The sequence below is a fragment of the Rhodoferax sp. genome (assembly GCF_018780565.1).
Classification (GTDB): domain Bacteria; phylum Pseudomonadota; class Gammaproteobacteria; order Burkholderiales; family Burkholderiaceae_C; genus Rhodoferax.
On record NZ_JADMJN010000002.1, the window covers coordinates 347,524 to 372,102 of the forward strand.

Below are 24,579 nucleotides of genomic sequence, written 5' to 3' on the forward strand. Positions count from 1 at the left end.
ATGCGGCGATCCATGGTGTTTGAATTCCCGGCTGCCAGCTTGTCTCTGCGACGGGTGATGCTGTGCATGTTGGGGCTGTGGCTTACCGGTCTGGCCCTGCAGGTGCAGGCCTTGACGCTGGAGTTGCGCCAGGCGCAAGCCACGGTGATGGTTCAGGGACATACAACACGCCAAACAGTCAGCTTGCCTTACCACTGGGACCGCCACCACGTAGGTCAGCAGGGGGAGGCGATTTTTGAGCTTCCATTTGAATTGAAGGAGCCGCCGGGCGAGCTCATGGGTCTTTATGTACCCCGCCTGGGCAATGCCTATGAAGTCTGGCTCAATGGCACCCTGCTTCAGCAAAACGGCGACTTGCAGAACTACAACGGTGCCGATTTTGCCAAGGCACCCCGCTACATTGAAATTTCACCGGGCCTGTTGAGTAACCGCAATCTGTTTCGCATCCATATTCGCTCTGACATTGGTCGCCGTGGTGGCCTTGCCCCGATGACTCTGGGGCCACACGACGAGGTCTATCGGCTCTATCTGCGTGATTACCGCTGGCGCAGCACCGGGTCCCTGGTGGTGGTCATCGGGAGCCTGTTCATCTGTCTGGTGGCCATGGCCCTGTGGGCCACCCAGGTCGATGTGGCTGCGAATGGTCGTTTCAAGCGCGACTCCTTGTATTTCACGGCCGGGATGGCCGAGCTGTGCTGGGCCGTCAGTGTCAGCAACGCCATCATCGAAAATCCGCCTCTCCCCTGGCCTCTGTGGGGCGTCGTGATTTTGCTGGCATCGACCGCATGGATTCTCAGCATGATCCTGTTTTGTGTCGAGGTGGCCGGTTGGAGCAGGCATGCCGCTACACCCTGGCTGCGCCGCTGGTTGGCCGTGTTGCTGGTGTCCAGCGCGGCCGCTGCTGCGGGCTCCTTGGTGTACGGCTACCCGGTCGCGATGACGCTTTTGTACGCCGCCGCGGGCCTCACATCCGTGGTTTTTGTGGTTCTGTTCTTTCGCAAGGCCGTGCGCGGTGGTTCGCCGCCACACACAATTGTGGCGGTCGCCTTGCTGTTGAATACTGTGGTTGGTTTTCGTGACCTGTATGAATTCAGGTTCAGCGAGAGCTATGGCGGCAATACCCTGTTGCGCTACAGTTCGGTGCTGTTCGGGCTGACGCTGGGCTACATCGTGATCACGCGCTTTCGCACTGCCAGCAGCCAGGCCCGCGACCTCATGGCCAACATGGCTGCGCGCATCGCACAAAAGCAGGAAGAGCTCGCACAGACCTACCAGCGGCTGGAGGGCCTCGCCCGCGAACAGGAACGTGCCGCCGAGCGCACCCGCATCCTGCGAGACATGCACGACGGCGTGGGCTCTCACATCAGCTCGGCCATCCGGCAGCTCGAATCGGGGCGGGCCACGCAGGACGAGGTGCTGAACACCCTGCGCGATTCGCTCGACCAGTTGAAGCTCTCCATAGACGCCATGAACTTGCCTGCGGGCGACATCACGGCCCTGATAGCCAATCTGCGTTATCGGCTGGAGCCGCGTTTCAAAGCCTCAGACATCGAGCTTCAGTGGGACGTGGACCTGGTTCCGATCTTGCCGCGAATTGATCACAAGGCCATGCGACAGCTTCAGTTCATGGTCTACGAGGCGCTGTCCAATGTGCTGCAACATGCGCATGCAAGCGTCCTGCGTATCGAATTGCGCGGCACCCCGGAAGGCGGGGCGCAATTGCAGGTCATTGACAATGGTTGTGGCTTTGATCCAGACCGGGTGAAGCGAAGCGGACTGAGTTCCTTGCAGGAGCGGGCTGCTGCTATTGGCGTGGGCTTGGTAATCCTTGGCACCCCTGGTCATACTGTTGTGAAAATCGTCCTGGGTTGAGCTGTGGCGGGATAATCCCCCGATGGTGCAAAAATTCGGAAAAATTCATCTTTGGCAGCGCATTGCGCCCTGGTTTCACGGCTTTGACGGTCCGCTGGCCCTGGCCGTGTTCATCCTGGCGTGCGCGGGCATGCTGACCATGTATTCATCGGGCTTTGACCATGGCACCCGGTTCGCGGACCACGGCCGCAACATGCTGATTGCCGGCTTCGTCATGTTCATGGTGGCGCAGGTTCCGCCGCAGCGCCTGATGTCGGTGGCCGTTCCCTTGTATGTGGTGGGCGTCAGTTTGCTGATCGCAGTGGCCATTTTTGGCATCACCAAGAAGGGGGCGAGGCGCTGGCTCAACGTGGGCATCATCATTCAGCCCAGCGAAATCCTCAAGATTGCCATGCCCTTGATGCTGGCCTGGTGGTTTCAGAAGCGTGAAGGCCAGTTGCGACCGCTCGATTTTGCGGTGGCGGGCCTGTTGCTGGCCTTGCCGATTGGCTTGATCGTTCGCCAGCCTGACCTAGGCACCGCCATATTGGTCTTGTCGGCCGGGGTGTCGGTCATTTTTTTCGCAGGGTTGCCCTGGAAGTGGATTCTGCCGCCCGTGCTGGTTGGGGTGGTTGGCATGGCATTTGTGGTGGGTTTTGAACCGCAGTTGTGTGCCGACGGCGTGCGCTGGCCGGTGTTGCACGACTATCAACAACAGCGAATCTGTACGCTGTTGGACCCTTCGCGTGATCCGCTGGGCAAGGGATTTCACATCATTCAGGGCATGATTGCCATTGGTTCCGGTGGCCTGTGGGGCAAGGGATTCATGCAGGGCACCCAGACGCATCTGGAGTTCATTCCCGAGCGCACCACCGACTTTATTTTTGCGTCTTTCTCCGAGGAGTTCGGCTTGCTTGGCAATTTGTTGCTGATTGCCGGTTTCATATTTCTGGTTTTGCGTGGCATGGCCATTGCCCTGGAAGCTCCCACGCTGTTTTCACGACTATTGGCTGGTAGTGTCACGCTGATCTTTTTTACCTATGCCTTTGTCAACATGGGCATGGTCAGCGGCATTTTGCCGGTGGTGGGCGTGCCTCTGCCGTTTATCAGTTATGGCGGTACCGCCATGGTCACGCTGGGCATGGGCTTGGGGATTCTGATGTCCATCGCCAAGGCGAAGCGCCTGGTGCAGTCGTGATGGGATCCGGGGCTGGACAGCCTGTGAAGGCTGCGCTGGATGTGACGGTCGTCGGTGTGGGCAACATGGGAGGCGCCATGGCGGCGCATCTGCTGGAGCAGGGCTGGCCGGTTCAGGTGTGTGATCTGGATCACGCCAAAACCCAAAGTCTTGAGTCTCTTGGCGCTGTGGCCCTTGTCCTGCCTTCGCAGGCTGCTATGAATTGTGAATTGCTCATTGTTTGTGTGGTGGATGCGCAGCAAACGGAAGAGGTCTTGTTTGGTGCCGGTGGCGTCACCGAAACCCTTCAGCCCGGGCGGGCTGTGATGTTGTGCCCAACCATGGCACCCGAGGACACGGAGAATTTCGCCCGGCGGTTGAGCGCAAGAGGCATCCACACCATCGATGCGCCCATGTCCGGTGGCCCGGCGCGGGCCCGCGACGGCTCCATGAGTTTGATGGTGGCTTGTCCGGATGCCGTGTTTGCGCGCTATGGCGCGCTTATCTCGGCACTGTCGAGCAAAGTGTTTCGCATCAGCGAGCGTGTGGGTGATGGAGCCCGCACCAAGCTCGTGAACAACCTCCTGGCGGGCATCAACCTGGTGGGTGCGGCCGAGGCCCTGGCGATGGCGGACCACATGGGCCTTGACCTGACGCGCACGATGGACGTGATCGAGCAGTCCAGTGGACAAAGCTGGATCGGATCGGACCGCATGCGTCGCGCCATTGAACATGACTATGCGCCCCGTGCTCACATGACACTGCTGGAGAAGGACACACGACTGGCTGTGCAAGCCGCCCGGGCGGCCGGTTTCACCGGGCCTTTGGGGGCTGCGGCGCGCGATGTCTTTGCGCAGGCCAGTGCGGCCGGTCTGGCCGGGCTGGATGATGCAGCCTTACTCCAGTGGCTGGAAGGTGATAAAGCCTAGAATCTGCCTATGATCTCACGCGAACCCACCATTGAACGCCTGGCTGTTGCCAAGTCCCTGCTGCTCGAACCCTTTGGCCTGGACGAATCCCATTTGGCCCACGCCCTGGCGGAAATCAAGGCCCACCGGGTTGATGAGGCGGACCTGTATTTCCAGTACACCCGCAGCGAAGGCTGGAGCCTGGAAGAAGGCATCGTCAAGACCGGTTCATTCAGCATTGACCAAGGCGTCGGCGTGCGCGCCGTGAGTGGCGAGAAAACCGCATTTGCCTACTCGGACGATATTTCCGAAGCGTCGCTGCTGGACGCCGCCCGTACGGTGCGCACGATTTCTGCCGCTTCCAAGGCGGCCCGCGTGAAGGCCCCGACAAAAAAAATAGCGTCCGCGCGTTCCTTGTACCAAGGCCTGGACCCGATTGCCACGCTGGACAGCACGGCCAAGGTCAAGCTGCTGGAGAAGGTGGAGCAATTGGCCCGGGCCAAAGACCCCCGCGTGGCGCAGGTCATGGCGGGTCTGGCCAGTGAATACGACGTGGTGATGGTGGCACGCGCCGACGGCACGCTGGCCGCCGATGTTCGCCCGCTGGTTCGCCTCTCTGTGACAGTCATTGCCGAGCAGAAGGGGCGCCGTGAAATGGGTTCGGCGGGCGGCGGTGGCCGTTTTGGCCTGGCTTATTTTGACGATGCCCTGATTGCGCAGTACGTGGATGAGGCGGTCAAGGCTGCATTGACCAACCTGGAGGCGCGTCCGGCGCCCGCAGGCGAGATGACTGTGGTGCTCGGCCCCGGTTGGCCCGGCATCCTGTTGCACGAAGCCATTGGTCACGGTCTGGAGGGTGATTTCAACCGCAAGGGCTCCAGTGCCTTCAGTGGGCGTATTGGGCAGCGGGTGGCCGCCAAAGGCGTCACCGTGCTGGACGACGGCACGATCACGGATCGGCGTGGCTCGCTCAATGTGGACGATGAAGGCAATGCCACACAGCGCAATGTACTGATCGAAGACGGTATTCTGAAGGGCTACATCCAGGACGCCATGAATGCGCGCCTGATGGGCGTCAAGCCCACGGGCAATGGCCGGCGCGAAAGCTATGCCCATATCCCGATGCCACGCATGACCAACACCTATATGCTGGCTGGCGACAAGTCACCTGCTGAAATCGTGGCCAGCATCAAAAAAGGCCTCTACGCTACCAACTTTGGCGGCGGACAGGTGGACATCACGTCGGGCAAGTTTGTGTTTTCCGCCAGCGAAGCCTTCTGGGTCGAAAATGGCAAGATCCTGTATCCGGTGAAGGGCGCCACTATTGTCGGCAATGGCCCCGATGCCCTGACCCGCGTCAGCATGATCGGCAACGACATGAAACTCGACAGTGGCGTGGGCACCTGCGGCAAGGAAGGCCAGAGCGTGCCGGTCGGCGTGGGGCAGCCCACCTTGCGGATCGATGGCCTGACGGTGGGCGGAACCGCCTGAGCACGGCCACCGTATTTGACTGTGCTACAGTTGGAGCCATGAAGTCGGTCCGTTTTTACTTTAGCTACTTTTGGTTCTCAAGCGCCTGCGGCGGTAGAGAGTTCTGAACGTACCCGAAAAAAACGTCCTGATCTTCCAAAAACCGCCGGCACCCCCGGCGGTTTTTTTATGCTTTTTTGACTTTATCAGACTGACTTAGGAGCCTCAACATGAATGCCAAATCCACTGCTACCGGTACCGAAGCCTGGTATCCGAACGCCGTCGCCCATCCCGCAGACCGCACCAGTCAAACCGACGACGCACGTATCAAGGACATCACCGTGTTGCCACCTCCCGAGCATTTGATCCGTTTCTTCCCCATTCGCGGCACCGCCATGGAGAAGCTCATCAGCGCCACGCGGCGCAAGATTCACGACATCATGGCGGGAAAAAACGATCGCCTGCTGGTCATCATCGGACCCTGCTCCATCCACGACCCTGCTGCCGCGCTGGATTACGCGCGCCAGCTCAAGGCGCAGCGCGAGAAATACGCTGACACGCTCGAAATCGTGATGCGCGTTTATTTCGAAAAGCCGCGCACCACGGTGGGCTGGAAAGGTCTCATCAACGACCCCTACCTGGATGAAACCTTCCGCATCGACGAAGGCCTGCGCATTGCGCGCCAGCTGCTGATTGAGATCAACCGCATGGGTCTGCCCGCCGGCAGCGAATTCCTGGACGTGATTTCCCCCCAGTACCTGGGTGATTTGATTTCCTGGGGCGCTATCGGCGCACGCACCACCGAGAGCCAGGTCCATCGCGAACTAGCCTCTGGCCTGTCCGCTCCCATCGGTTTCAAAAACGGAACCGATGGCAACATCAAGATCGCCACTGACGCCATCCAGGCAGCAGCCGGGGGCCATCATTTCCTGTCCGTTCACAAAAATGGCCAGGTCGCGATCGTGCAGACCAACGGCAACCCTGACTGCCATGTGATCCTGCGCGGTGGCAAGGCGCCCAATTACGACGCGCAAAGTGTGGCCGAAGCCTGCAAAGACCTGGAGAAGGCCAAGTTGCCCGCCACGTTGATGGTGGATTGCAGCCATGCCAACAGCAGCAAACAGCACGAAAAACAGCTGGATGTGGCGCGTGACATCGCGGCCCAGATTGCCGGCGGCTCCACCAGCGTGTTTGGTGTGATGGTGGAAAGCCATTTGAACGCCGGTGCCCAGAAGTTCACGCCCGGCAAGGACGATGCGGCCAAGCTCGAATACGGCAAGAGCATCACCGATGCCTGCCTGGGTTGGGATGACTCGCTGGAGTCCCTGGCGGTGCTGTCAGAGGCGGTCAAGGCCCGCCGCGCACGGTAAGCACAGATTGCCAGGTGTTTTCGGCACCTGGCCCTTGTGTCTATTGACTGATTTGCTACTTATTTTGTAGCAATTGAAGTAGTTTGAGGTGGATGCCACCGAAGCCGCCGTTGCTCATGCACAGGATGTGATCACCAGCGCGGACCTGGCGCAGCACTTGCGCCACCAGTTCATCAATGCTGCCGGCGACCTGCGCTTTGGCGCCCATGGGCGCCAAAGCTTCCCGGGCATCCCAGCCCAAACCACCGCTATGGCAAAACGCCAGATCGGCTTCTTCCAGACTCCAGGGTAACAAGGCTTTCATGGCGCCCAGTTTCATGGTGTTGCTGCGCGGCTCAAACACCGCCAGGATGCGTTGATTGGGCCCCAGGCGCCTTCTGAGCCCGTCGATGGTGGTTCGGATCGCCGTGGGGTGGTGGGCAAAATCGTCATAGACCGTGATGATCCCGTTGCTGCGCGTCACGCTGCCGCGCACTTCCATGCGTCGCTTCACGTTCTCAAAGCTGCCCAGAGCCTTGGCGGCCACATCGGCAGACACCCCGACATGTTGCACCGCCGCGATGGCCGCCAGCGCGTTCAGCTGGTTGTGCACGCCGGTAATTGCCCACTTCACGTGGCCAGCTTTTTGACCTTGATGCATGACATCGAATTCATGGGGCTCGCCAGTCGCAGTGAAGTCGCTGACTGCGGCGCCAAAGCTGCGCACCTCGCTCCAGCAGCCCTGGTGCAGCACGCGAGTCAGGCTCTCCTCCAGGCCGTTGACCACCACGCGTCCTGTCGACGGTACCGTGCGCACCAAATGATGAAACTGCCGCTCAATCGCCGCCAGGTTGTCAAAAATGTCGGCGTGATCGAATTCGAGGTTGTTCAGCACGGCCGTGCGGGGCCGATAGTGCACAAACTTGCTGCGTTTGTCGAAAAATGCGGTGTCGTATTCGTCGGCTTCAATGACGAACAGAGGGCGTGCAAAGGATTCCGTTGCCGGGCCTCCCAGCCGGGCCGAGACATCAAAATTCATCGGCACGCCACCAACCAGAAAGCCGGGTTTCAGGCCGGCGCATTCCAGTATCCACGCAGTCATGGCGGTGGTGGTGGTTTTGCCATGGGTGCCGGCAATGGCAATGACATGCCGACCCTGCAGCACATGCTCTGCCAGCCATTGAGGACCGCTGGTGTAGGGCAGTCCGGCATCCAGAATGGCTTCCATCAGCGGAAATTTGGGCATCCCATCGGGCAGATGCGCGCGGCTGACGACGTTGCCGACCACAAACATGTCCGGTTTCAGCGCCAGCTGGTCTGCACCAAAGCCTTCAATCAGTTCAATGCCGAGTGCTCGCAACTGGTCGCTCATGGGAGGGTAGACGCCGGTGTCGCAACCGGTCACCTTATGGCCCGCTTCGCGCGCCAGTGCCGCCAGACCACCCATGAAAGTTCCACAAATACCGAGAATATGAATGTGCATGGGGGGATTTTAGGCTGGCCTCCAATGACAAAATAGACGGGCAAAATAGAGGCTTATGGATACCCTGAAATCAGAGATCGCGGCAGTTGCGGCACGCATGGTGGTGGAGGAGGGGCTTGAGTACGGGGCCGCCAAGCGCCGGGCGGTGAAGCAGATGGGTTTGCCGGTACGCACTGCCTTGCCCGGCAATGACGAGGTCGAAGATGCAGTGATCGACTACATCGCGGTGTTCTGCGCAGAGACGCAGCCCGGCGAACTGCTGGCCTTGCGTCGTCTGGCCCTGGTCTGGATGGAGCGCATGATCGTGTTCCGACCGCATCTGGGAGGTGCCGTGTGGCATGGCACTGCGACACGGTTGTCGGATATTTACATTCAGTTGTTTTGTGATGACAGCAAATCGGCCGAGATTGCGCTCATTGATCACCATGTGGCCTATGTGCCGCGCACCGTCACTGGTTTCACTGGCGGCTCGGTGGAGGCCTTGAGCCTGCATGCACGATGCCCGGAGTTGGGGGAAGAAGTGGGCGTTCATTTGTTGATTTACGACCATGATGACTTGCGTGGTGCCTTGCGCCCCGACGCGAAAGGGCGCACGCCGCGTGGCGATGTGTCGGCGGTTCGCGCTTTGCTGCATGATTCAGGACCATGACTGAAAAACACCGTTTCCTCAATGATCCGCAAAGCCTCCATATCAGGCGACGGCGCTGGTTGACCGCTGCTTTGGGAGGTGCCGCCGCTTTGGCCGGTGCTGGCTTGGCTTGGCGCACTTACCAGCCCCAATCTACCGCACCCGGGGCGGAAGCCGCCCTGTGGGGGCAGGCGTTTGCGCGTCCCGATGGCACAATGCTGAATATGGCCTCCATGCGGGGTCGTCCGGTGTTGTTGAACTTCTGGGCGACCTGGTGTCCGCCGTGTGTGGAGGAACTTCCGTTATTGAGCGATTTTTATCAATTAAATTCGCCTAAAGGATGGCAAGTTCTGGGTTTCGCGGTAGACCAAGTGGAGCCAGTCAAGCGGTTTTTGTTGAAAACACCGGTAACTTTCCCCGTGTTGATGGCGGGCACTGCCGGAATAGAGCTGAGCAAATCCCTTGGCAATCTGGTGGGTGGGCTGCCATTCACGGTTGTGTTCGGATCGGATGGTCTGGTCGCGCATCGTAAAATGGGTAAAGTCACCCCCGAGGATTTGCTTGCGTGGGGTGCACTGACATAGCCGCTACATCGCCGGCAAATGCTCGTTGCCAGCCCGTTGCAGGCGTTGGCAACAAGATTTTGATGAGATTAGCATCGTCAATGTCTTGTAAAATAAAAGAAGAAGACCGCGTTTTTAGTGAATTTAAGGTAAATTCGCCGGTCGTTGTTTTAAATTCGTTGGAGACCTCATGGATCTAAGAAAACTGAAGACGCTGATTGACCTCGTGTCGGAATCAAATGTCTCGGAGTTGGAAATCACGGAGGCAGAAGGCAAGGTTCGCATCGTCAAGGGTGGTGGTGCGGTCGTTCATCAGTATGCGCCAGCTCCTGTCATGGTCGCAGCCCCCGTTGCCGGCCCTGCCCCCACAGCGGCGCCGGTTGTTGCGGCCGTTCCGGTCGAAACCGGCCATGTCGTCAAATCGCCTATGGTGGGTACGTTCTACCGATCATCGTCTCCGGGGGCCAAGGCGTATGTTGAAGTTGGCGATTCGGTCAAGGCGGGTGAAACGATCTGCATTATTGAGGCCATGAAAATCCTCAATGAGATCGAAGCGGACAAATCGGGAACTGTGACCCAGATCCTCAGCGAAAACGGGCAGGCCGTGGAATACGGACAGCCACTGTTCGTGATCGAGTGACGCAAACCAGCAATTCCCATGTTCAAGAAAATCCTGGTTGCCAATCGGGGCGAAATTGCCCTCAGAATTCAGCGAGCTTGTCGCGAGCTCGGTATCAAGGCCGTCATGGTCTATTCCGAGGCCGACCGCGAGGCCAAGTACGTCAAGTTGGCTGAGGAAGCCGTGTGCATCGGTCCGGCGCCATCAGCACTGAGCTATCTGAATATGCCTGCCATCATTTCGGCGGCCGAAGTGACGGATGCCGAGGCGATCCATCCCGGTTATGGCTTTTTGAGCGAAAACGCCGACTTTGCCGAGCGAGTGGAAAAAAGCGGTTTCCAGTTTATCGGCCCCACACCCGAGTCCATCCGCATCATGGGCGACAAGGTGTCGGCCAAGCAGGCCATGATCAAAGCCGGGGTTCCCTGTGTACCCGGTTCGGAAGGCGAGTTGCCCGATGATCCAGTACAAATCCGTCGCATTGCCAAGGCCGTCGGTTACCCGGTCATCATCAAGGCGGCGGGCGGTGGTGGCGGACGCGGCATGCGCGTAGTGCACACCGAGGCGGCGCTGGTCAATGCCGTGGCGATGACCAAGGCCGAAGCCGGCGCTGCGTTCGGCAATCCGGCGGTCTATATGGAGAAATTTCTCCAGAATCCCCGGCACATCGAGATCCAGATTCTGGCGGACAAGCACAAGAATGCGGTTTACTTGGGCGAGCGCGATTGCTCCATGCAGCGGCGCCATCAAAAGATTCTTGAAGAGGCGCCCGCACCGGGCATCCCGCGCAAGTTGATTGAACGGGTGGGCGAGCGCTGTGTCGCGGCCTGCAAGAAGATCGGTTACCGGGGGGCTGGAACCTTTGAGTTTCTGTACGAGGATGGCGAGTTTTATTTCATCGAGATGAATACTCGCGTGCAGGTGGAGCATCCGGTAACGGAAATGATCACTGGGGTGGATATCGTCAAGACCCAGATCATGGTGGCGGCGGGCGAGCGTTTGCCCTTTACCCAGCGCCAGATTGAAATTCGGGGCCACGCCATTGAATGCCGTGTGAATGCCGAGGACCCCTACAAGTTCATTCCTTCTCCAGGTCGTGTCACCATGTGGCATGCACCGGGCGGACCGGGGGTGCGAGTGGATTCCCACGTGTACACCAATTACTTTGTCCCTCCGAATTACGATTCGATGGTGGGCAAGATCATTGTGCATGGCGACACCCGCGAGCAGGCCATGGCCCGCATGCGCACCGCTCTGGGGGAAACTGTGGTGGAAGGCATTAACACCAACATTCCCCTGCATCGGGAGTTGATGGTGGATGCCAAATTCATGGCGGGCGGCACCAACATCCACTATCTTGAAGAGTGGCTTGACCAGCACAAGCGCTGAGTCGGGTATTGCATGTTTGAACTAAGCCTGATGTGCCCGGAGAACCGGGTCGAGACCTTGAGCGATGCCCTGGATGCGCTGGACGCTTTGAGCGTCAGCGTCGAGGATGCCGATGCCCAGACCGATGCCGAGCAGGCCCTGTTTGGTGAACCCGGCATGCCGGCACCCAAAGAGGGCTGGCAGCGCTCGCGTGTCATCGCCCTCTATGAAACCGAGGCCAAGGCCCAAGAGTCCCTCGCGTTGCTGCAAGCACAGGACTTTTTTGCCGACTGCAAAATGCTGGGTATTCACGAATTGCCTGAGCAGGACTGGGTTCGCTTGACCCAGTCGCAGTTCACCCCAGTCGACATCACCCCTGACTTCTGGATTGTGCCGACCTGGCACGAGCCGCCGGCCCAGGCTCGCATCACCATTCGACTGGACCCGGGCCTGGCTTTTGGCACGGGTACCCACCCCACTACCCGTATGTGCCTGCGCTGGATTGCGGGACAAGGTCGTTCGGACGAATCTCAAGGAGCCCGCGAACTGGGCCGGGTGCTGGACTACGGCTGTGGTTCGGGCATTCTCGCCATCGGGGCTGCCAAGCACGGGGCCGTTGATATCGATGCGGTCGACATCGACGATGCGGCGGTGAGGGCAACGATTTTGAACGCCGAGGCCAACGATGTCCGTTTGAGGGCCGGTCTGCCTGATGCCGTCAGCGGTGTTTACCAGACGGTGCTGGCCAATATTCTGGCAACACCCCTGAAGGTACTGGCGCCCCTTTTGTGGTCGCGCGTGGCGCCCGGTGGCTCACTGGTACTGGCGGGTATTTTGGAGCGACAGGCGGACGAGTTGAAAGCGGCCTACGCACCCTACTGTCAACTGACGGTCACTGACCAGGAAGACGGCTGGATACTGATGACCGCAAGGCACTGAGTCTCCCGGGGACGGCTCTACAATTCGCTACTCATGAGCCTGATCACACGTTGCCCGGCATGCGAAACCATGTTCAAGGTCGTACCCGACCAGCTTCGGATTTCCGAGGGTTGGGTTAGATGCGGCCAATGTGATGAAGTGTTCGACGCATCGCTTCATCTCGTACCGGCTGTGCCAGAAATTGTCGGGAGCGCGACTGACTACCAGGATGAGACGCCGTCCGATGTAACCGAGTCCCTGCAGCCTGAACTGCAGCCGGTCGATATTCCTTTGGATATGGATCAGGTCGACGGCGTCGATGAACAGCCTGCGGAAGATGCACTGATTGGGCCCCGTGCTTCCGACGAAGGGATCGCAGAGTCATCGCCGGACTTGATGGTTCAGGAGTCTGAGCTTGAGGCTGCCGAGGATGAGCGCGATCCGGAGCCACAAGACAGCATCCCGGCCAGCGAGGTTTCTTTTTTGCGTGACAACCACGCAGATGCTGTACCGCGTAGACCGTTGGTGCGCGCAGGCTGGGCTCTTTTGATCGGTCTGCTGTTGCTGGGACTGGTGGGGCAACTGGTGATACATGAGCGGGACCGCATTGCTGCATCGGAACCTGCTCTGCGACCATGGTTGATGGCTCTTTGCGAGCCGCTGCATTGCACACTTTCGCCGCTACGCCGCATCGAGTCCATCGTGATTGAAAGCTCTTCTTTCACCAGGATCCGCGGTACGGCCTACCGGTTGAACCTGACGGTCAAAAATACGGCCTCCATGGCGCTGGCGGTACCCGCCATTGAATTGACCTTGACGGATTCACGTGATCAGCCGCTTGTGCGACGCGTGTTTTCCCCTGTGGAGCTTGGCGCCAAATCGGATACCCTTGCAATGGGCACTGAATGGTCTATGTCCATGGCCATGGCTGTGTCTGCCGCAGGTGCCGCAGACCGGGTGGCCGGTTATCGCTTGCTTGCTTTTTATCCCTGAACCTCCTTACTTAAACACTTATGGCTTCTATCATCTGCGGCTCTCTGGCTTTCGACACCATCATGAATTTCGAGGGGCGCTTTGGAGAGCAAATTTTGCCCGACCAGTTGCACATTCTGAATGTCTCGTTTCTGGTGCCTGCGCTGCGGCGCGACTTTGGTGGCTGTGCGGGCAATATTGCCTATGGCCTCAAGCTGCTGGGCGGAACGCCCCTGCCCATGGCCACAGTGGGTCTTGATGGTGGTGGTTATCTGGATCGCTTGAAAGGACAGGGCATCTCGACCGAGTTTGTTCGTACGATGGACGACTCTTATACGGCGCAGGCCATGATCATTACCGATCGTGACAACAACCAGATCAATGGTTTTCACCCTGGCGCCATGGACTACGCCCATCTGACAAAGATTGCCGCGCGCGGTGACATCAAACTGGGCATCATCGCGCCGGATGGACGTGATGCCATGCTGCAACATGGCGAACAATTCGCAGCCGCCAAGATTCCCTTTGTCTTCGATCCCGGCCAACAACTGCCCAGATTTGACGGCACTGAGCTGAAGAAGTTTATTGATCAAGCGAGCTGGGTAGCTGTCAACGACTATGAAGGCAAGATGCTGTGTGATCGGACTGGCTGGAGCAGCGCAGAAATTTCACGGCACGTCAAGGGTCTGATTGTGACGCTGGGTGCTGAGGGCAGTGAGGTGTGGGTAGACGGTGAGAAGACGCTGGTTCCTCCCGTCAAGGCGACCGCCGTGGTTGACCCCACGGGTTGTGGCGACGCGTATCGCAGCGCTTTATTGTTTGGTCTTGAGCAGGGCTGGCCTTTGGCGCGATGTGCAGCGCTTGGAAGTCAGCTCGGCGCACTGAAAATTGCCCAGCGTGGACCGCAGAACTACACCATCGACTTGAAGTCGGTCGGTTTGTAACACCCATGAAAAAGCCCGATGTCTCGCGACACCGGGCTTCAAGTTGAATCGCTTTTGACGACTCAGGGCTTGCTGGCCGTAGGAAAAGGCCATGCCGCCTGCGGGTTCAGAGTAGTCTGAGCGGCAGGGGCTGCTGGAGCAGGCGCTGCCTTGGCAGCGGGTGCTTTCGCGGCTTTCTTCGCAGCCGGCTTTTTGGCTGCTTTCTTGGCGGCTGGCTTTTTGGCAGCGGGTTTTTTGGCAGCAGCAGCTTTCTTGGCCGGCGCTTTTTTGGCGGCAGCTTTTTTGGCTGGTGCGGCTTTCTTGGCCGCTGGTTTCTTGGCTGCTACAGCTTTCTTGGCTGGTGCTTTTTTAGCAGCGGCCTTTTTGGCTGGTGCAGCTTTCTTCGCTGGCGCAGCTTTTTTAGCGGCTACTTTTTTAGCTGGTGCAGCTTTCTTGGCTGGTGCAGCTTTTTTAGCGGCTACTTTTTTGGCTGGCGCAGCTTTTTTGGCTGGCGCAGCTTTTTTAGCAGCTACTTTTTTAGCTGGTGCAGCTTTCTTCGCGGGAGCGGCCTTTTTTGCGACCGGTTTTTTTGCAGTTGCCATCATTTTCTCCTTGATCAATTTACAAAGAGCACTTCATGCGAGTTGGAGTGCATGAAGCGATTCATGGAGTTGGGCTTGGTCCCAGCACCATGAACTCGGGTACACAAACTACTTCTGCCCTCTATGGGGCAGTCAATAGTTTGTGGAATTCTTGTTGTCATTTTTTGAATTTCAATCCCAGGACAGCGCCCCGCCAGACTGGTACTCAATGACGCGGGTCTCAAAAAAGTTTCTTTCCTTTTTGAGGTCAATCATCTCGCTCATCCATGGGAATGGATTCTCTTCGTTCGGGAACAGTGGCTCCAGGCCAATTTGCGTTGCACGACGGTTGGCGATATAGCGCAGGTAGCCCTTGAACATGGAAGCATTCATGCCCAGCACGCCGCGTGGCATGGTGTCTTCGGCATATTTGTATTCAAGTTCGACGGCTCGTTCGAACAAAGCCCGAATCTCAGCCTTGAACTCGGACGTCCATAACTGTGGATTTTCGAGTTTGAGCTGATTGATCAGGTCGATACCAAAATTGCAGTGCATGGACTCGTCGCGCAAGATGTACTGGTACTGCTCTGCCGCACCTGTCATTTTGTTCTGACGGCCCAAGGCCAGAATTTGAGTGAACCCAACGTAGAAAAATAGGCCTTCCATCAGGCAGGCAAAAACGATCAAAGATTTCAACAGGGTCTGATCGTTCTCCGGTGTACCGGTCTTGAACTCTGGGTTCATGATCGCTTCAATGAAGGGGATCAGGAACTCGTCTTTGTCGCGAATCGATTTGACCTCGTTGTAAGCGTTGAAGATTTCGCTTTCATCCAGGCCCAATGATTCCACGATGTACTGGTAGGCATGGGTATGGATAGCTTCTTCGAAAGCTTGACGCAGCAAGAATTGACGGCATTCCGGTGCCGTGATGTGACGGTAGGTTCCCAGCACAATGTTATTGGCTGCCAGAGAATCAGCGGTGACAAAAAAGCCGAGATTGCGCTTGATGATGCGGCGTTCGTCTTCTGTCAGACCATTGGGGTCTTTCCACAACGCGATATCGCGCGTCATGTTGACTTCCTGGGGCATCCAGTGATTAGCGCAGCTGGAGAGGTACTTCTCCCACGCCCATTTGTATTTGAAGGGAACGAGCTGGTTGACGTCGGTTTTGCCGTTGATGATGCGTTTGTCAGCAGCGTTGACGCGATGTGGCGCAGTCACTGTTGGTGCACTGCTTGTGTGCGTCGGCAAAGGTGCAGCGGAGAGGTTGGCGCCATCGTGAAAGGTTGGCGTTGCAGCGAACGGCAGAGGCGACTCTGTCGTACGGCTGCTGGATGAGCCGCGTGCTTGAGGCATTTGCGGTGTGGGCTTGACTTCTTCGTCCCAGGTCAACATAAATAATTCCAATCAGCGGATTATGAGAGCAGCGAAATGAAATGAAAAGTATTCATTCACATCGCTGGCATATTGTGTCGTCAAGTGTTGTGCTGCAACATCGCAGCACATGACATGCGACATCGGTTCAAACATTACTGGCACGACTCGCAGGTCGGATCGTCAACGCCGCAGAACTTGATGTCGGTTGCAGGGCCCGATGCCATTTGCATTTTTGCCGCGGCGGCCGCTGCATCGAGCGCGCTCATGCCGACGTTGCCATTGTGTGATTCCTGACCGGAGGACACCGCATTCATCCGCCCTGCGGTCACGGTAGATTTCTCAGCGTGGGTGGCTGACATGGTGCGCAGGTAGTAGGTGGTCTTCAAGCCGCGAATCCATGCCAGCTTGTAGGTGTCGTCCAGCTTTTTGCCAGAGGCGCCTGCCATGTAAATGTTCAGGGACTGGGCCTGATCGATCCACTTCTGGCGACGTGCTGCCGCTTCTACCAGCCAGCGTGTTTCAACTTCGAAGGCCGTAGCGTACAAGGCCTTGATCTCGGCGGGAACCCGGTCAATCGGATTCAGGGAACCGTCGAAGTGCTTCAAGTCCATCACCATGACGTCATCCCAAAGACCAAGGCGCTTGAGGTCGCGCACCAGGTAACCGTTGATGATGGTGAATTCGCCAGAGAGGTTGGACTTGACCGACAGGTTGCCAAAGCAGGGCTCAATGGATGCGTCCACGCCAATGATGTTGGAGATGGTGGCAGTTGGTGCGATGGCAGTGCAGTTGGAATTGCGCATGCCGTCCGTGGCAATCTTCTTGCGCAGGGCGTCCCAGTCCAGCGTGGATGAGCGATCCACTTCTACATAGCCGCCGCGCTCGCGCGCCAGCATGTCCAAGGTGTCGATGGGCAAAATGCCTTTGTCCCAGAGGGAGCCCTTGTAGCTGGAGTACTGACCGCGTTCGCGGGCCAGTTCGGTGGAGGCCCAGTAGGCGTAGTAGCAGATGGCTTCCATCGACTTGTCGGCAAATTCCACCGCAGCATCACTGGCGTAGGGTATGCGCAGCTCATACAGGCTGTCCTGGAACGCCATGACCCCCAGACCCACTGGCCGGTGGCGCATATTGGAGTCACGTGCCTTCTTGACGGCGTAGTAATTGATATCGATGACGTTATCGAGCATCCGCATGGCGGTGGTGATGGTTTTTTGCAGCTTGGCGTGATCTACAGCGCCATCCTTGATGTGCTGCAGCAGGTTGACCGAGCCGAGGTTGCATACGGCTGTCTCTGTGTCGCTGGTGTTGAGTGTGATCTCGGTACACAGGTTGCTGGAGTGAACCACGCCGGCATGTTGTTGCGGTGAGCGCACATTACAGGCGTCTTTGAACGTGATCCAGGGGTGACCGGTTTCAAACAGCATCGTGAGCATCTTGCGCCACAGGTCGGCTGCCGGCAAGGTGCGGGCTGGTTTGATTTCGCCACGTGCCGCTTTTTCTTCATAGGCCACATAGGCTTTTTCGAAGTCAGCCCCGAATTTGTCATGCAAGTCCGGCACATTGTTGGGCGAGAACAGGGTCCACTGGCCTTTTTCCATGACGCGGCGCATGAACAGATCGGGAATCCAGTTGGCGGTGTTCATGTCATGGGTGCGGCGGCGGTCATCGCCGGTGTTTTTGCGCAACTCCAGGAATTCCTCGATGTCCAGGTGCCAGGTTTCCAGGTAGGTGCAAACAGCGCCTTTGCGCTTGCCGCCCTGGTTCACCGCCACGGCAGTGTCATTGACGACTTTCAGGAATGGCACCACGCCTTGCGATTCGCCGTTGGTTCCCTTGATATGGGAGCCCAGGGCGCGTACACGGGTCCAGTCGTTGCCCAGGCCGCCGGCAAACTTGGACAGCAAGGCGTTTTCCTTGATCGACTCGTAAATGCCATCCAGATCGTCGGGGACGGTCGTCAGGTAGCAGCTGGAGAGTTGCGAGCGCAGGGTGCCGCTGTTGAACAGCGTCGGCGTGCTGGACATGAAGTCGAATGAGGAAAGAACCTCGTAGAACTCGATGGCGCGGGCTTCGCGGTCGATTTCATTGAGCGCCAGGCCCATGGCCACGCGCATGAAAAATGCCTGGGGCAGTTCAATGCGTGTCTTGCCCACGTGCAGGAAGTAGCGGTCATACAGCGTCTGCAGGCCGAGGTAATCGAACTTGAGATCCCGCTCCGCTTTGAGCGCGGCGCCCAGCCGATTCAGATCGAACTGCTGCAACTTTTCGTCCAGCAGATCATTGGCAACGCCCTTGCGGATGAATTGCGGAAAGTAATCAACATAAGCCTGCGCCATGTCGGCCTGCACCACATCGCGTCCCAGAACCTCCTTGGCAATGGTGTGGAACAGCAGGCGCGCTGTGGCATAGGTGTAATCAGGATCTTTTTCGATCAGCGTGCGCGCGGCCAGTACGGAGGCCTTGTAGACCTCGTCCATCGGCACGCCGTCGTACAGGTTGCGCATGGTTTCGGCCATGATGGGATCAGGCTTGATGTCTGCACCCAATCCGGCGCAGGCAGACTGGATCAGGTTTTTCAGCCGGTTCAGGTCCAGAACGATGCGTTCACCGTTGTCCAATGCATGCAGCAGCGGGGCTTCGGGCGTATCCTGCGTCACTTTCTTGGCGCGTTCCTGGGTGCGCTTTTCGCGATACAGGACGTAAGCGCGTGCAATTTCGTGATGACCACCGCGCATCAAGCCCAGTTCGACCTGGTCCTGCACGTCTTCAATATGAAACGTGCCGCCACCCGGGCGTGAGCGCATCAGTGCGCGAATGACGGCCTGCGTCAAGCCGTCCACCATTTCACGAACGCTGGCTGATGCCGCGCCCTGTGTGCCGTGTACCGCCAGGAAAGCCTTCATCATGGCAACCGCGATTTTGTTGGGCTCGAAAGGAACGACGGCACCGTTGCGACGGATGATTTGATAATGGTTCAGTGAGTGGGCTGCCGTGTTGCTTGTGCCATCGTTGCTTTGATGGTGTGACAGTGCGTCGGTGTGTGACGCGCTTGGGGAATTCAGTGTGGCTTGCATTTATTTCCTCGTCCGGAGCTTTGTTTTATTGAGATTCAGGGCTTCTGTGATTGGCACTTGATCCACGTGTGGATGGGCTATCTGTCAGAGCAGGACACACTATATATGGGGTCCTGATCGATTGCAAGCCACTACCGGTAGTGTTTCTTTCCTGAGCGGGCGATTCTACGGACTTCCTGCGATTCGCATCAAACGGCGGGATAAAAGTTTTCGTCATCACCGGAGGCCGCAGATGTTCTCAATCGGTCTTCTTGCCTTGATGCATCAACGAAATATATTTCTGAGCAAGCAAATACAAGGCTTGCCAAGGCTTTTGCCTGCTCATGCCGCATGCCAGCTTCTGCTCACATTTTTGATTGATTCGCAAGGCCGCAATTGCCTGGGCGAAATTTGGAGAAATAATTATTTTTGAAAAGTGTTTTTTTCAAAAATACCATCGGGAAAGTACTGAGACGTACAACCGAGGGCCTGTTGCAAAAGTGGCCAATCAAAGCCGGTTCCCGGGTCGGCTTTGCGGCCAGGCGCGATGTGCTCGTGGCCGGCAATATGAGCGATGGGGTAGTGTTGCAGGATGGCGGTGCAAAGGCTGGTGAGGGTCTCGTATTGAGATTCTTCGAACAGCCCTCCTTCGACGCCTTCAAGTTCAATGCCGATTGAATTGTCGTTGCAATTGTTCCGTCCGCGGTAGCTTGAGGCTCCGGCGTGCCAGGCGCGGTCATCGCAGCTCACGAACTGCACGAGGTCCCCGTTGCGGCGGATAAAAAAGTGCGCAGACACCTCCATGCCCTGGATGGTTTTGAAGTACGGGTGCGCATTCCAGTCGAGCTGGTTGGTAAACAGGCGGTCTACGTCATCTCCGCCGTACTGCCCGGGGGGCAGGCTGATGGAGTGCAGCACGACAAGGTCAATTTTCGTACTGCCGGGCCGGGGGCCAAAGTTGGGCGAGGCCAGCCACCCGGAAAACTGGTACCGGCCATCCCGCCAAAGTGGCGTGGGACGGGGCGGATCAGACCGGTTCATCAGAAGACTCGCTGTTGTGAGGTGTGTCGATATTGAGTCGGGCAATTCGATAGCGCATTTGACGCAGGCTCAAACCCAGGCGGGCTGCGGCGGCGGTGCGGTTGAACCCGGTTTCGCGCAGTGCCTGAATCAGGATTTCCCGCTCCTGAGTGTCGAGATGGCTTTGCAAGTCGCTGGGAATGGTTACCTGATCATCAGTCAGTGGCGCGGCGCCGGTGCTAGCTGCTGGCGGGGAGTCTGCCGCGAGCGGCTGAAAGCCCGACGGTTCAATCTGCAGGTCATCCTGCTCGCTCAGGGCCACGGCGCGATGCAGCATATTCTCAAGCTCCCTGACATTGCCAGGAAGCGGATCACGCGCGAGCTGGTCCAATACAGTGGACGACAGGGCGGGAACAGGTATGCCCGACTCCCTGGCGATCCGGTGCAGCAGCACGGTGCACAGCGCCGGAAGGTCTTCGCGTCGCTCCCGCAGGGGCGGGATCAGAATTTCAATGACGTTCAGGCGGTAGTACAGGTCTTGCCGAAAACGTCCCGCCTGGACCTCCGCAGCGAGATCCTTGTGCGTCGCGCTGATGATCCGGACATCCACCGGCTCCTCCTGAGGAGATCCGACCGGGCGGATACAGCGTTCCTGAATGGCCCGCAGCAGTTTGGATTGCATGGCGAGTGGCAAATCACCAATCTCGTCCAGAAAAAGCGTACCGCCACCGGCGGCCTGAAAAAACCCACCGCGGTCCTGGGTAGAGCCTGTGTAGGCGCCCTTCTTGGCGCCGAAAAATTCGGCTTCCAGCAAACTCTCGGGTATTGCGCTGCAGTTCACGGCAATGAATGCGTTGGCGGACCGGTGACTGCTGGCATGGATGGCGTTGGCCACGAGTTCCTTGCCGGTGCCGGACTCTCCCCGCACCAGAACGGGCGCCATGCTGCGAGCCACTTTGACGATGCGTTCCTTGACCAGCCGCATGCATTGGGATTCGCCCACGATGCGCCGCAGGGCCGCGTTTCCGCTGGACGGTGGCTTGGTTGCGTCCTCCGCCCGTCGCTGCAGTGCATTTGCCCGGCCAGCTACAGCCATGCGCGGGAGGGGATCCTGGACGGCAGATGCGATGACGGCCCGAAATTGTTTGAGATCGACCGGCTTGGTCAAGTAATCAAAAGCGCCCGCCTTGAGCGATTCCACAGCGTTTTCTGCCGAACCGTAGGCCGTGATGACGACGCAGCGCTCTGCGCGCTGCTGGGCCTTGACCTGTCGAATGAGTTCCATGCCAAGGCCATCGGGTAATCGCATGTCAGTGATGATCACATCGAAGCGCCGTTCACTGAGATGCTGCATTGCCTGCGCCAGGCTCTCTGCTGTCTCCACGCGGTAGCCTTCGCGCAGCAGCGTCAACTCATACAGCGTTCTCAGGTCTGGTTCGTCGTCGACAACCAGGATCTGTACGGTGTTGGGAAGGGTGTTCGAAGTCATGTTGTTACGGGTGTGCTCCGGCCAGCCGGGACGCTTTGATGTTGTCCATGCCGGAGCGGAAAGTCACAATGAATTCGTTTCCTTCCATGGAAACTCCCCTGACGTTTCGCTGCGTTCGGAAATAGGCAATTGATGCGCCATGTCCTTCACACAATTCACGACAGATATAGAGCCCCAGTCCGCTGGAGCGACTCTCTGAAGAAAAGAAGGGTTCAAAAAGGTGTCTCTCAACAGTTTGATCCATCGGTTGGCCGTCGCTCCAGACGCTCAAGCTGCTTTGCCCCATGGAAGAGACTTCGGCCGAGACCTGAATGGCATCAAGTTGGCGGCTTGCATAGCGGCGTGCGTTATCAAGCAGGTTGACCAGAATACGGCGCAAGTGCTCTGCTTCGAACCTTACTTCGGCCGCCTGAGGCGTCAGCTTGATGCGCAAATGGTGTGCCATTCCTGTCTGCTCCTGCCAGTCGTGACAGATTCTCTCCAGGGCATCGTTCAAATCCAGCGTACTTGACATCATGATGCTGTCGCCGTGCTGAACGCGGGAGATGTTGAGTACATCGTCCACAATTTTTTCCAACCGTTTGGCATTTTGCTTGACCATCTGGGTAAGTTGCTTGTGCCTGGGGTCGGAAAGGTCTTCGTCCAGCAGGGCGTTGGCTTGGGCAATCGCGGCCAGCGGGTTTCGAATTTCGTGGGCGACGGCAGCAGACATCCGGCCCATGCTCGCCAGCTTGTCGGTTCGCATTCGAGCCTCCATTTCGCGCTGATCCTGAAGGAACATGACGCAAAGACTTTCCGATCCCGTGCCCTGTGCGGCGGTGAGCTGGGTCCGAACCCGCACGCGCCTGGGGCCCTGTCCTGCATGGTGAATCGTGACGTCCGCCTGCTTGGCGGCATTTTCCGCAAAACTGAGTTTCATCAGGTCGATCAGACCTTGCCATCCCACCTGAGAAGCAAGGTCAAAAGAGCTGGCACGAACGCTGCGCTCCGCACCTAACAGCATGCGCGCCGCAGGATTTGCTGCGCGCACGGTGTTGTCGTGATCCACCACCAGAATCCCGTCGGTCAGCGACTCAATCACGAGTTCGTTAACCAGGCGTTGTACCCTTACGGCCAACTGGTTGCGTTCCGCCCGCAACTCTTCGTTTGCCAGTCGGGTCGCAATCTGGTTGGCCAGAAATGAGATGACGAAGCAACCGGCGCCCGTGAGTGCCGCCTGCAAAAAATACGCTGTCGTATCGCCGGGTACTTGAATCGACATCCATGCGGCGTACATGAACAGCAGCAGGGTAACGCCCGCGGCTGCACCCATGGCCAGCAGCAGTGAGCCCAGAACCGAGGCCATCAGGACCGGCAGGGCGAACAAGGGGGCGTAATTGATGCTGTTGCCTTGCGCTACCTGGAGGGCTGCAAAAGCCAGGATATCGACGCCGAGGGTGTTCAACCATTGAGAGTCAAAAGCCTTGCCCAGTTGGCGCGGTTTGGCCATCAAGCGCACAGACAGTGCCGCTGCAAAGTAGCCACTGCAAATCAGGATCAGGGTGGCATTGGGTGAAGAGCCAAGCGCAAAAATGACACTCTGCAGCAGAAGCAGAACCAGCCCGAGGGTGACCCGCGCGGTCATGAAGCCACGCCATAGACGCTCGAATTCCTGGGGGTTGTCTGTCTGCTCGATGCCGGGTTCAAGCAAGGACGGGGCAAACCAGGTCTGGGGGTCTGGTTGCTGGCTCATTCAGTGCTCCGCGCGCTGGAGATGTTCGGCGCTGCAGTAGACGCCGCGTTGGCCTTGAATGGCATCCACAGATGGAACATGAACCGAACACAAGGTGCAACTCACAATCTCCAGCGGCCCTGGCTTGCCCTTGGCTTGCTGCTTGTTGTGTTGGGGCACATCCCGCCGGTTGGAGCGCCAGAGCCAGATGCCCGCCACCACCACAGTCAATATCAGAAGAAACTTCATGCGGCCCGTCCGAGAATGATTTCCATCACGAAGCGCGAACCGACGTAGGCCAGCAGCAGCAAACCGGACCCTATGTACAGGACCCGTACCGCCCGTCTTCCGCGCCATCCGAACCGCGCGCGCCCGATCAGCAGGACGGCAAATGCCAGCCAGGATAGGACGGAAAACACCGTTTTGTGATCCCATTTCAAGGGCGTTGTAGCGCCGTAGAGGTGATTGCCGAACAGGAAGCCGATGAGCAGCGTGGCCGATAGCAGCAGGAAACCGGCGCCTACAAAGCGGAAGGTCAGGCGTTCCATGGTCAGAAGGGGCATGCCGCTGTGTGGATCATTGGCCAGACGGATACGTCCCTCCGCCCGGGTCATGAACCAGGCATGCACCACGGCAATGCCAAACAGGCCATAGGAAGCGATGCCCAATGCCCAGTGCAGCGGCAGCCACGGCGAGGCATTGGCATGAAGGGGGCTTCCGGGAAATGCCACGGCCAGCAGCACGGCGGCAGCACCCAGTGACGACAGGGTCCAGCGTGTTTGCAACAGCGGAAACACATGGGTTTCAACCGCGTAGACAGCCGCAACCAGCCAAGCCGTTACCGATAGTGCTGGCGCAAAGCCAAAGCGGGGTGCTTCGCCAAAGAGACTCCAAGCCAGCAAGACGCCATGCACCAGCCATGCCAGCCATAGGGCGATCCGTGCATTCCGTGCACCCAGACGGGCGGCACCGGCAGCCGATACCAGATAGGCCACAGCCGCGCCAATTGCCAAAGTCAGACTGGGGGTGGAAGCACTGGCTAAAATCATGGCTACAGTTTAGCGTTTTGCATCTTGCCAATCCCGTTTGGCACCCAACTTTGGTTCCGTTGACCGGAAT

21 protein-coding genes are annotated in these 24,579 nt (G+C 58.2%); 12 read left to right on the forward strand and 9 right to left on the reverse strand.

Annotation, left to right across the window (positions count from 1 at the left end; translation table 11 throughout):
- From IV109_RS02020 to IV109_RS02040, 5 genes are all read left to right on the forward strand, one after another.
- Positions 1 to 1,872 carry an ATP-binding protein gene (locus IV109_RS02020; protein ID WP_296691444.1) on the forward strand — a complete coding sequence of 624 codons (1,872 nt, stop codon included), beginning with the start codon at positions 1 to 3 and terminating at the stop codon, positions 1,870 to 1,872.
- Between the two features lie 22 nt (positions 1,873 to 1,894).
- Positions 1,895 to 3,049 (forward strand): rod shape-determining protein RodA, encoded by a 1,155-nt coding sequence (rodA, locus tag IV109_RS02025; RefSeq protein WP_296691445.1) that lies wholly within the window; start codon positions 1,895 to 1,897, stop codon positions 3,047 to 3,049.
- A gap of 23 nt (positions 3,050 to 3,072) precedes the next feature.
- Positions 3,073 to 3,957, forward strand: a complete 885-nt coding sequence (locus IV109_RS02030; protein WP_296691446.1) for an NAD(P)-dependent oxidoreductase — start codon at positions 3,073 to 3,075, stop codon at positions 3,955 to 3,957.
- A gap of 9 nt (positions 3,958 to 3,966) precedes the next feature.
- Entirely contained in the window at positions 3,967 to 5,427 is a 1,461-nt protein-coding gene (tldD, locus tag IV109_RS02035; RefSeq protein WP_296691448.1) for a metalloprotease TldD, read from the forward strand.
- Between the two features lie 209 nt (positions 5,428 to 5,636).
- Positions 5,637 to 6,776, forward strand: a complete 1,140-nt coding sequence (locus IV109_RS02040) for a 3-deoxy-7-phosphoheptulonate synthase (RefSeq protein WP_296691450.1) — start codon at positions 5,637 to 5,639, stop codon at positions 6,774 to 6,776.
- Positions 6,777 to 6,831: 55 nt separating this feature from the next.
- On the opposite strand, the gene mpl is transcribed toward IV109_RS02040, so the two are convergent.
- A complete protein-coding gene (gene mpl, locus IV109_RS02045) occupies positions 6,832 to 8,238 on the reverse strand; it encodes a UDP-N-acetylmuramate:L-alanyl-gamma-D-glutamyl-meso-diaminopimelate ligase (protein WP_296691452.1) in 1,407 nt (468 codons plus the stop codon).
- Between the two features lie 55 nt (positions 8,239 to 8,293).
- Between mpl and IV109_RS02050 the strand changes: the two genes are divergently transcribed.
- The 7 genes from IV109_RS02050 (at position 8,294) to IV109_RS02080 (ending at position 14,250) form a co-directional block, all read left to right on the forward strand.
- Positions 8,294 to 8,887 carry a hypothetical protein gene (locus tag IV109_RS02050; RefSeq protein ID WP_296691453.1) on the forward strand — a complete coding sequence of 198 codons (594 nt, stop codon included), beginning with the start codon at positions 8,294 to 8,296 and terminating at the stop codon, positions 8,885 to 8,887.
- On the forward strand, positions 8,884 to 9,450 hold the full coding sequence (locus IV109_RS02055) for a TlpA disulfide reductase family protein (protein ID WP_296691456.1): 567 nt from the start codon (positions 8,884 to 8,886) through the stop codon (positions 9,448 to 9,450). Before IV109_RS02050 ends, IV109_RS02055 begins: the two co-directional genes overlap by 4 nt.
- A 169-nt stretch (positions 9,451 to 9,619) precedes the next feature.
- On the forward strand, positions 9,620 to 10,069 hold the full coding sequence (accB, locus tag IV109_RS02060) for an acetyl-CoA carboxylase biotin carboxyl carrier protein (protein ID WP_296691459.1): 450 nt from the start codon (positions 9,620 to 9,622) through the stop codon (positions 10,067 to 10,069).
- Positions 10,070 to 10,087: 18 nt separating this feature from the next.
- On the forward strand, positions 10,088 to 11,437 hold the full coding sequence (gene accC / locus IV109_RS02065; RefSeq protein ID WP_296691460.1) for an acetyl-CoA carboxylase biotin carboxylase subunit: 1,350 nt from the start codon (positions 10,088 to 10,090) through the stop codon (positions 11,435 to 11,437).
- Positions 11,438 to 11,449: 12 nt separating this feature from the next.
- Positions 11,450 to 12,355 carry a 50S ribosomal protein L11 methyltransferase gene (gene prmA, locus IV109_RS02070; RefSeq protein ID WP_296691462.1) on the forward strand — a complete coding sequence of 302 codons (906 nt, stop codon included), beginning with the start codon at positions 11,450 to 11,452 and terminating at the stop codon, positions 12,353 to 12,355.
- A 33-nt stretch (positions 12,356 to 12,388) separates the two neighbouring features.
- Entirely contained in the window at positions 12,389 to 13,327 is a 939-nt protein-coding gene (locus tag IV109_RS02075; RefSeq protein WP_296691465.1) for a DUF3426 domain-containing protein, read from the forward strand.
- A gap of 20 nt (positions 13,328 to 13,347) precedes the next feature.
- Positions 13,348 to 14,250, forward strand: coding sequence for a carbohydrate kinase family protein (locus tag IV109_RS02080; RefSeq protein WP_296691467.1), 903 nt, complete (start codon positions 13,348 to 13,350; stop codon positions 14,248 to 14,250).
- Between the two features lie 62 nt (positions 14,251 to 14,312).
- Here the strand turns inward: IV109_RS02080 and IV109_RS02085 are convergent, their stop codons facing one another.
- From IV109_RS02085 to ccsA, 8 genes are all read right to left on the reverse strand, one after another.
- The gene (locus IV109_RS02085; protein WP_296691470.1) at positions 14,313 to 14,831 is read right to left on the reverse strand and encodes a histone H1-like DNA-binding protein; all 519 of its coding nucleotides are present in this window, start codon (positions 14,829 to 14,831) and stop codon (positions 14,313 to 14,315) included.
- Between the two features lie 171 nt (positions 14,832 to 15,002).
- Positions 15,003 to 16,205: a ribonucleotide-diphosphate reductase subunit beta gene (locus IV109_RS02090; protein WP_296691473.1), complete on the reverse strand. Its 1,203-nt coding sequence runs from the start codon at positions 16,203 to 16,205 to the stop codon at positions 15,003 to 15,005.
- Positions 16,206 to 16,339: 134 nt separating this feature from the next.
- Positions 16,340 to 19,261, reverse strand: coding sequence for a ribonucleoside-diphosphate reductase subunit alpha (locus tag IV109_RS02095; RefSeq protein WP_296691475.1), 2,922 nt, complete (start codon positions 19,259 to 19,261; stop codon positions 16,340 to 16,342).
- 402 nt (positions 19,262 to 19,663) lie between these two features.
- The gene (ampD, locus tag IV109_RS02100; RefSeq protein WP_296691478.1) at positions 19,664 to 20,281 is read right to left on the reverse strand and encodes a 1,6-anhydro-N-acetylmuramyl-L-alanine amidase AmpD; all 618 of its coding nucleotides are present in this window, start codon (positions 20,279 to 20,281) and stop codon (positions 19,664 to 19,666) included.
- Positions 20,268 to 21,749: a sigma-54 dependent transcriptional regulator gene (locus IV109_RS02105; protein WP_296691479.1), complete on the reverse strand. Its 1,482-nt coding sequence runs from the start codon at positions 21,747 to 21,749 to the stop codon at positions 20,268 to 20,270. Before IV109_RS02105 ends, ampD begins: the two co-directional genes overlap by 14 nt.
- Before the next feature lie 4 nt (positions 21,750 to 21,753).
- A complete protein-coding gene (locus IV109_RS02110) occupies positions 21,754 to 23,481 on the reverse strand; it encodes a nitrogen regulation protein NR(II) (RefSeq protein WP_296691482.1) in 1,728 nt (575 codons plus the stop codon).
- Positions 23,482 to 23,709 (reverse strand): PP0621 family protein, encoded by a 228-nt coding sequence (locus IV109_RS02115; RefSeq protein WP_296691485.1) that lies wholly within the window; start codon positions 23,707 to 23,709, stop codon positions 23,482 to 23,484. It abuts the gene before it with no gap.
- Positions 23,706 to 24,509, reverse strand: a complete 804-nt coding sequence (ccsA, locus tag IV109_RS02120) for a cytochrome c biogenesis protein CcsA (protein ID WP_296691486.1) — start codon at positions 24,507 to 24,509, stop codon at positions 23,706 to 23,708. Before ccsA ends, IV109_RS02115 begins: the two co-directional genes overlap by 4 nt.
- Positions 24,510 to 24,579: the final 70 nt, after the last annotated feature.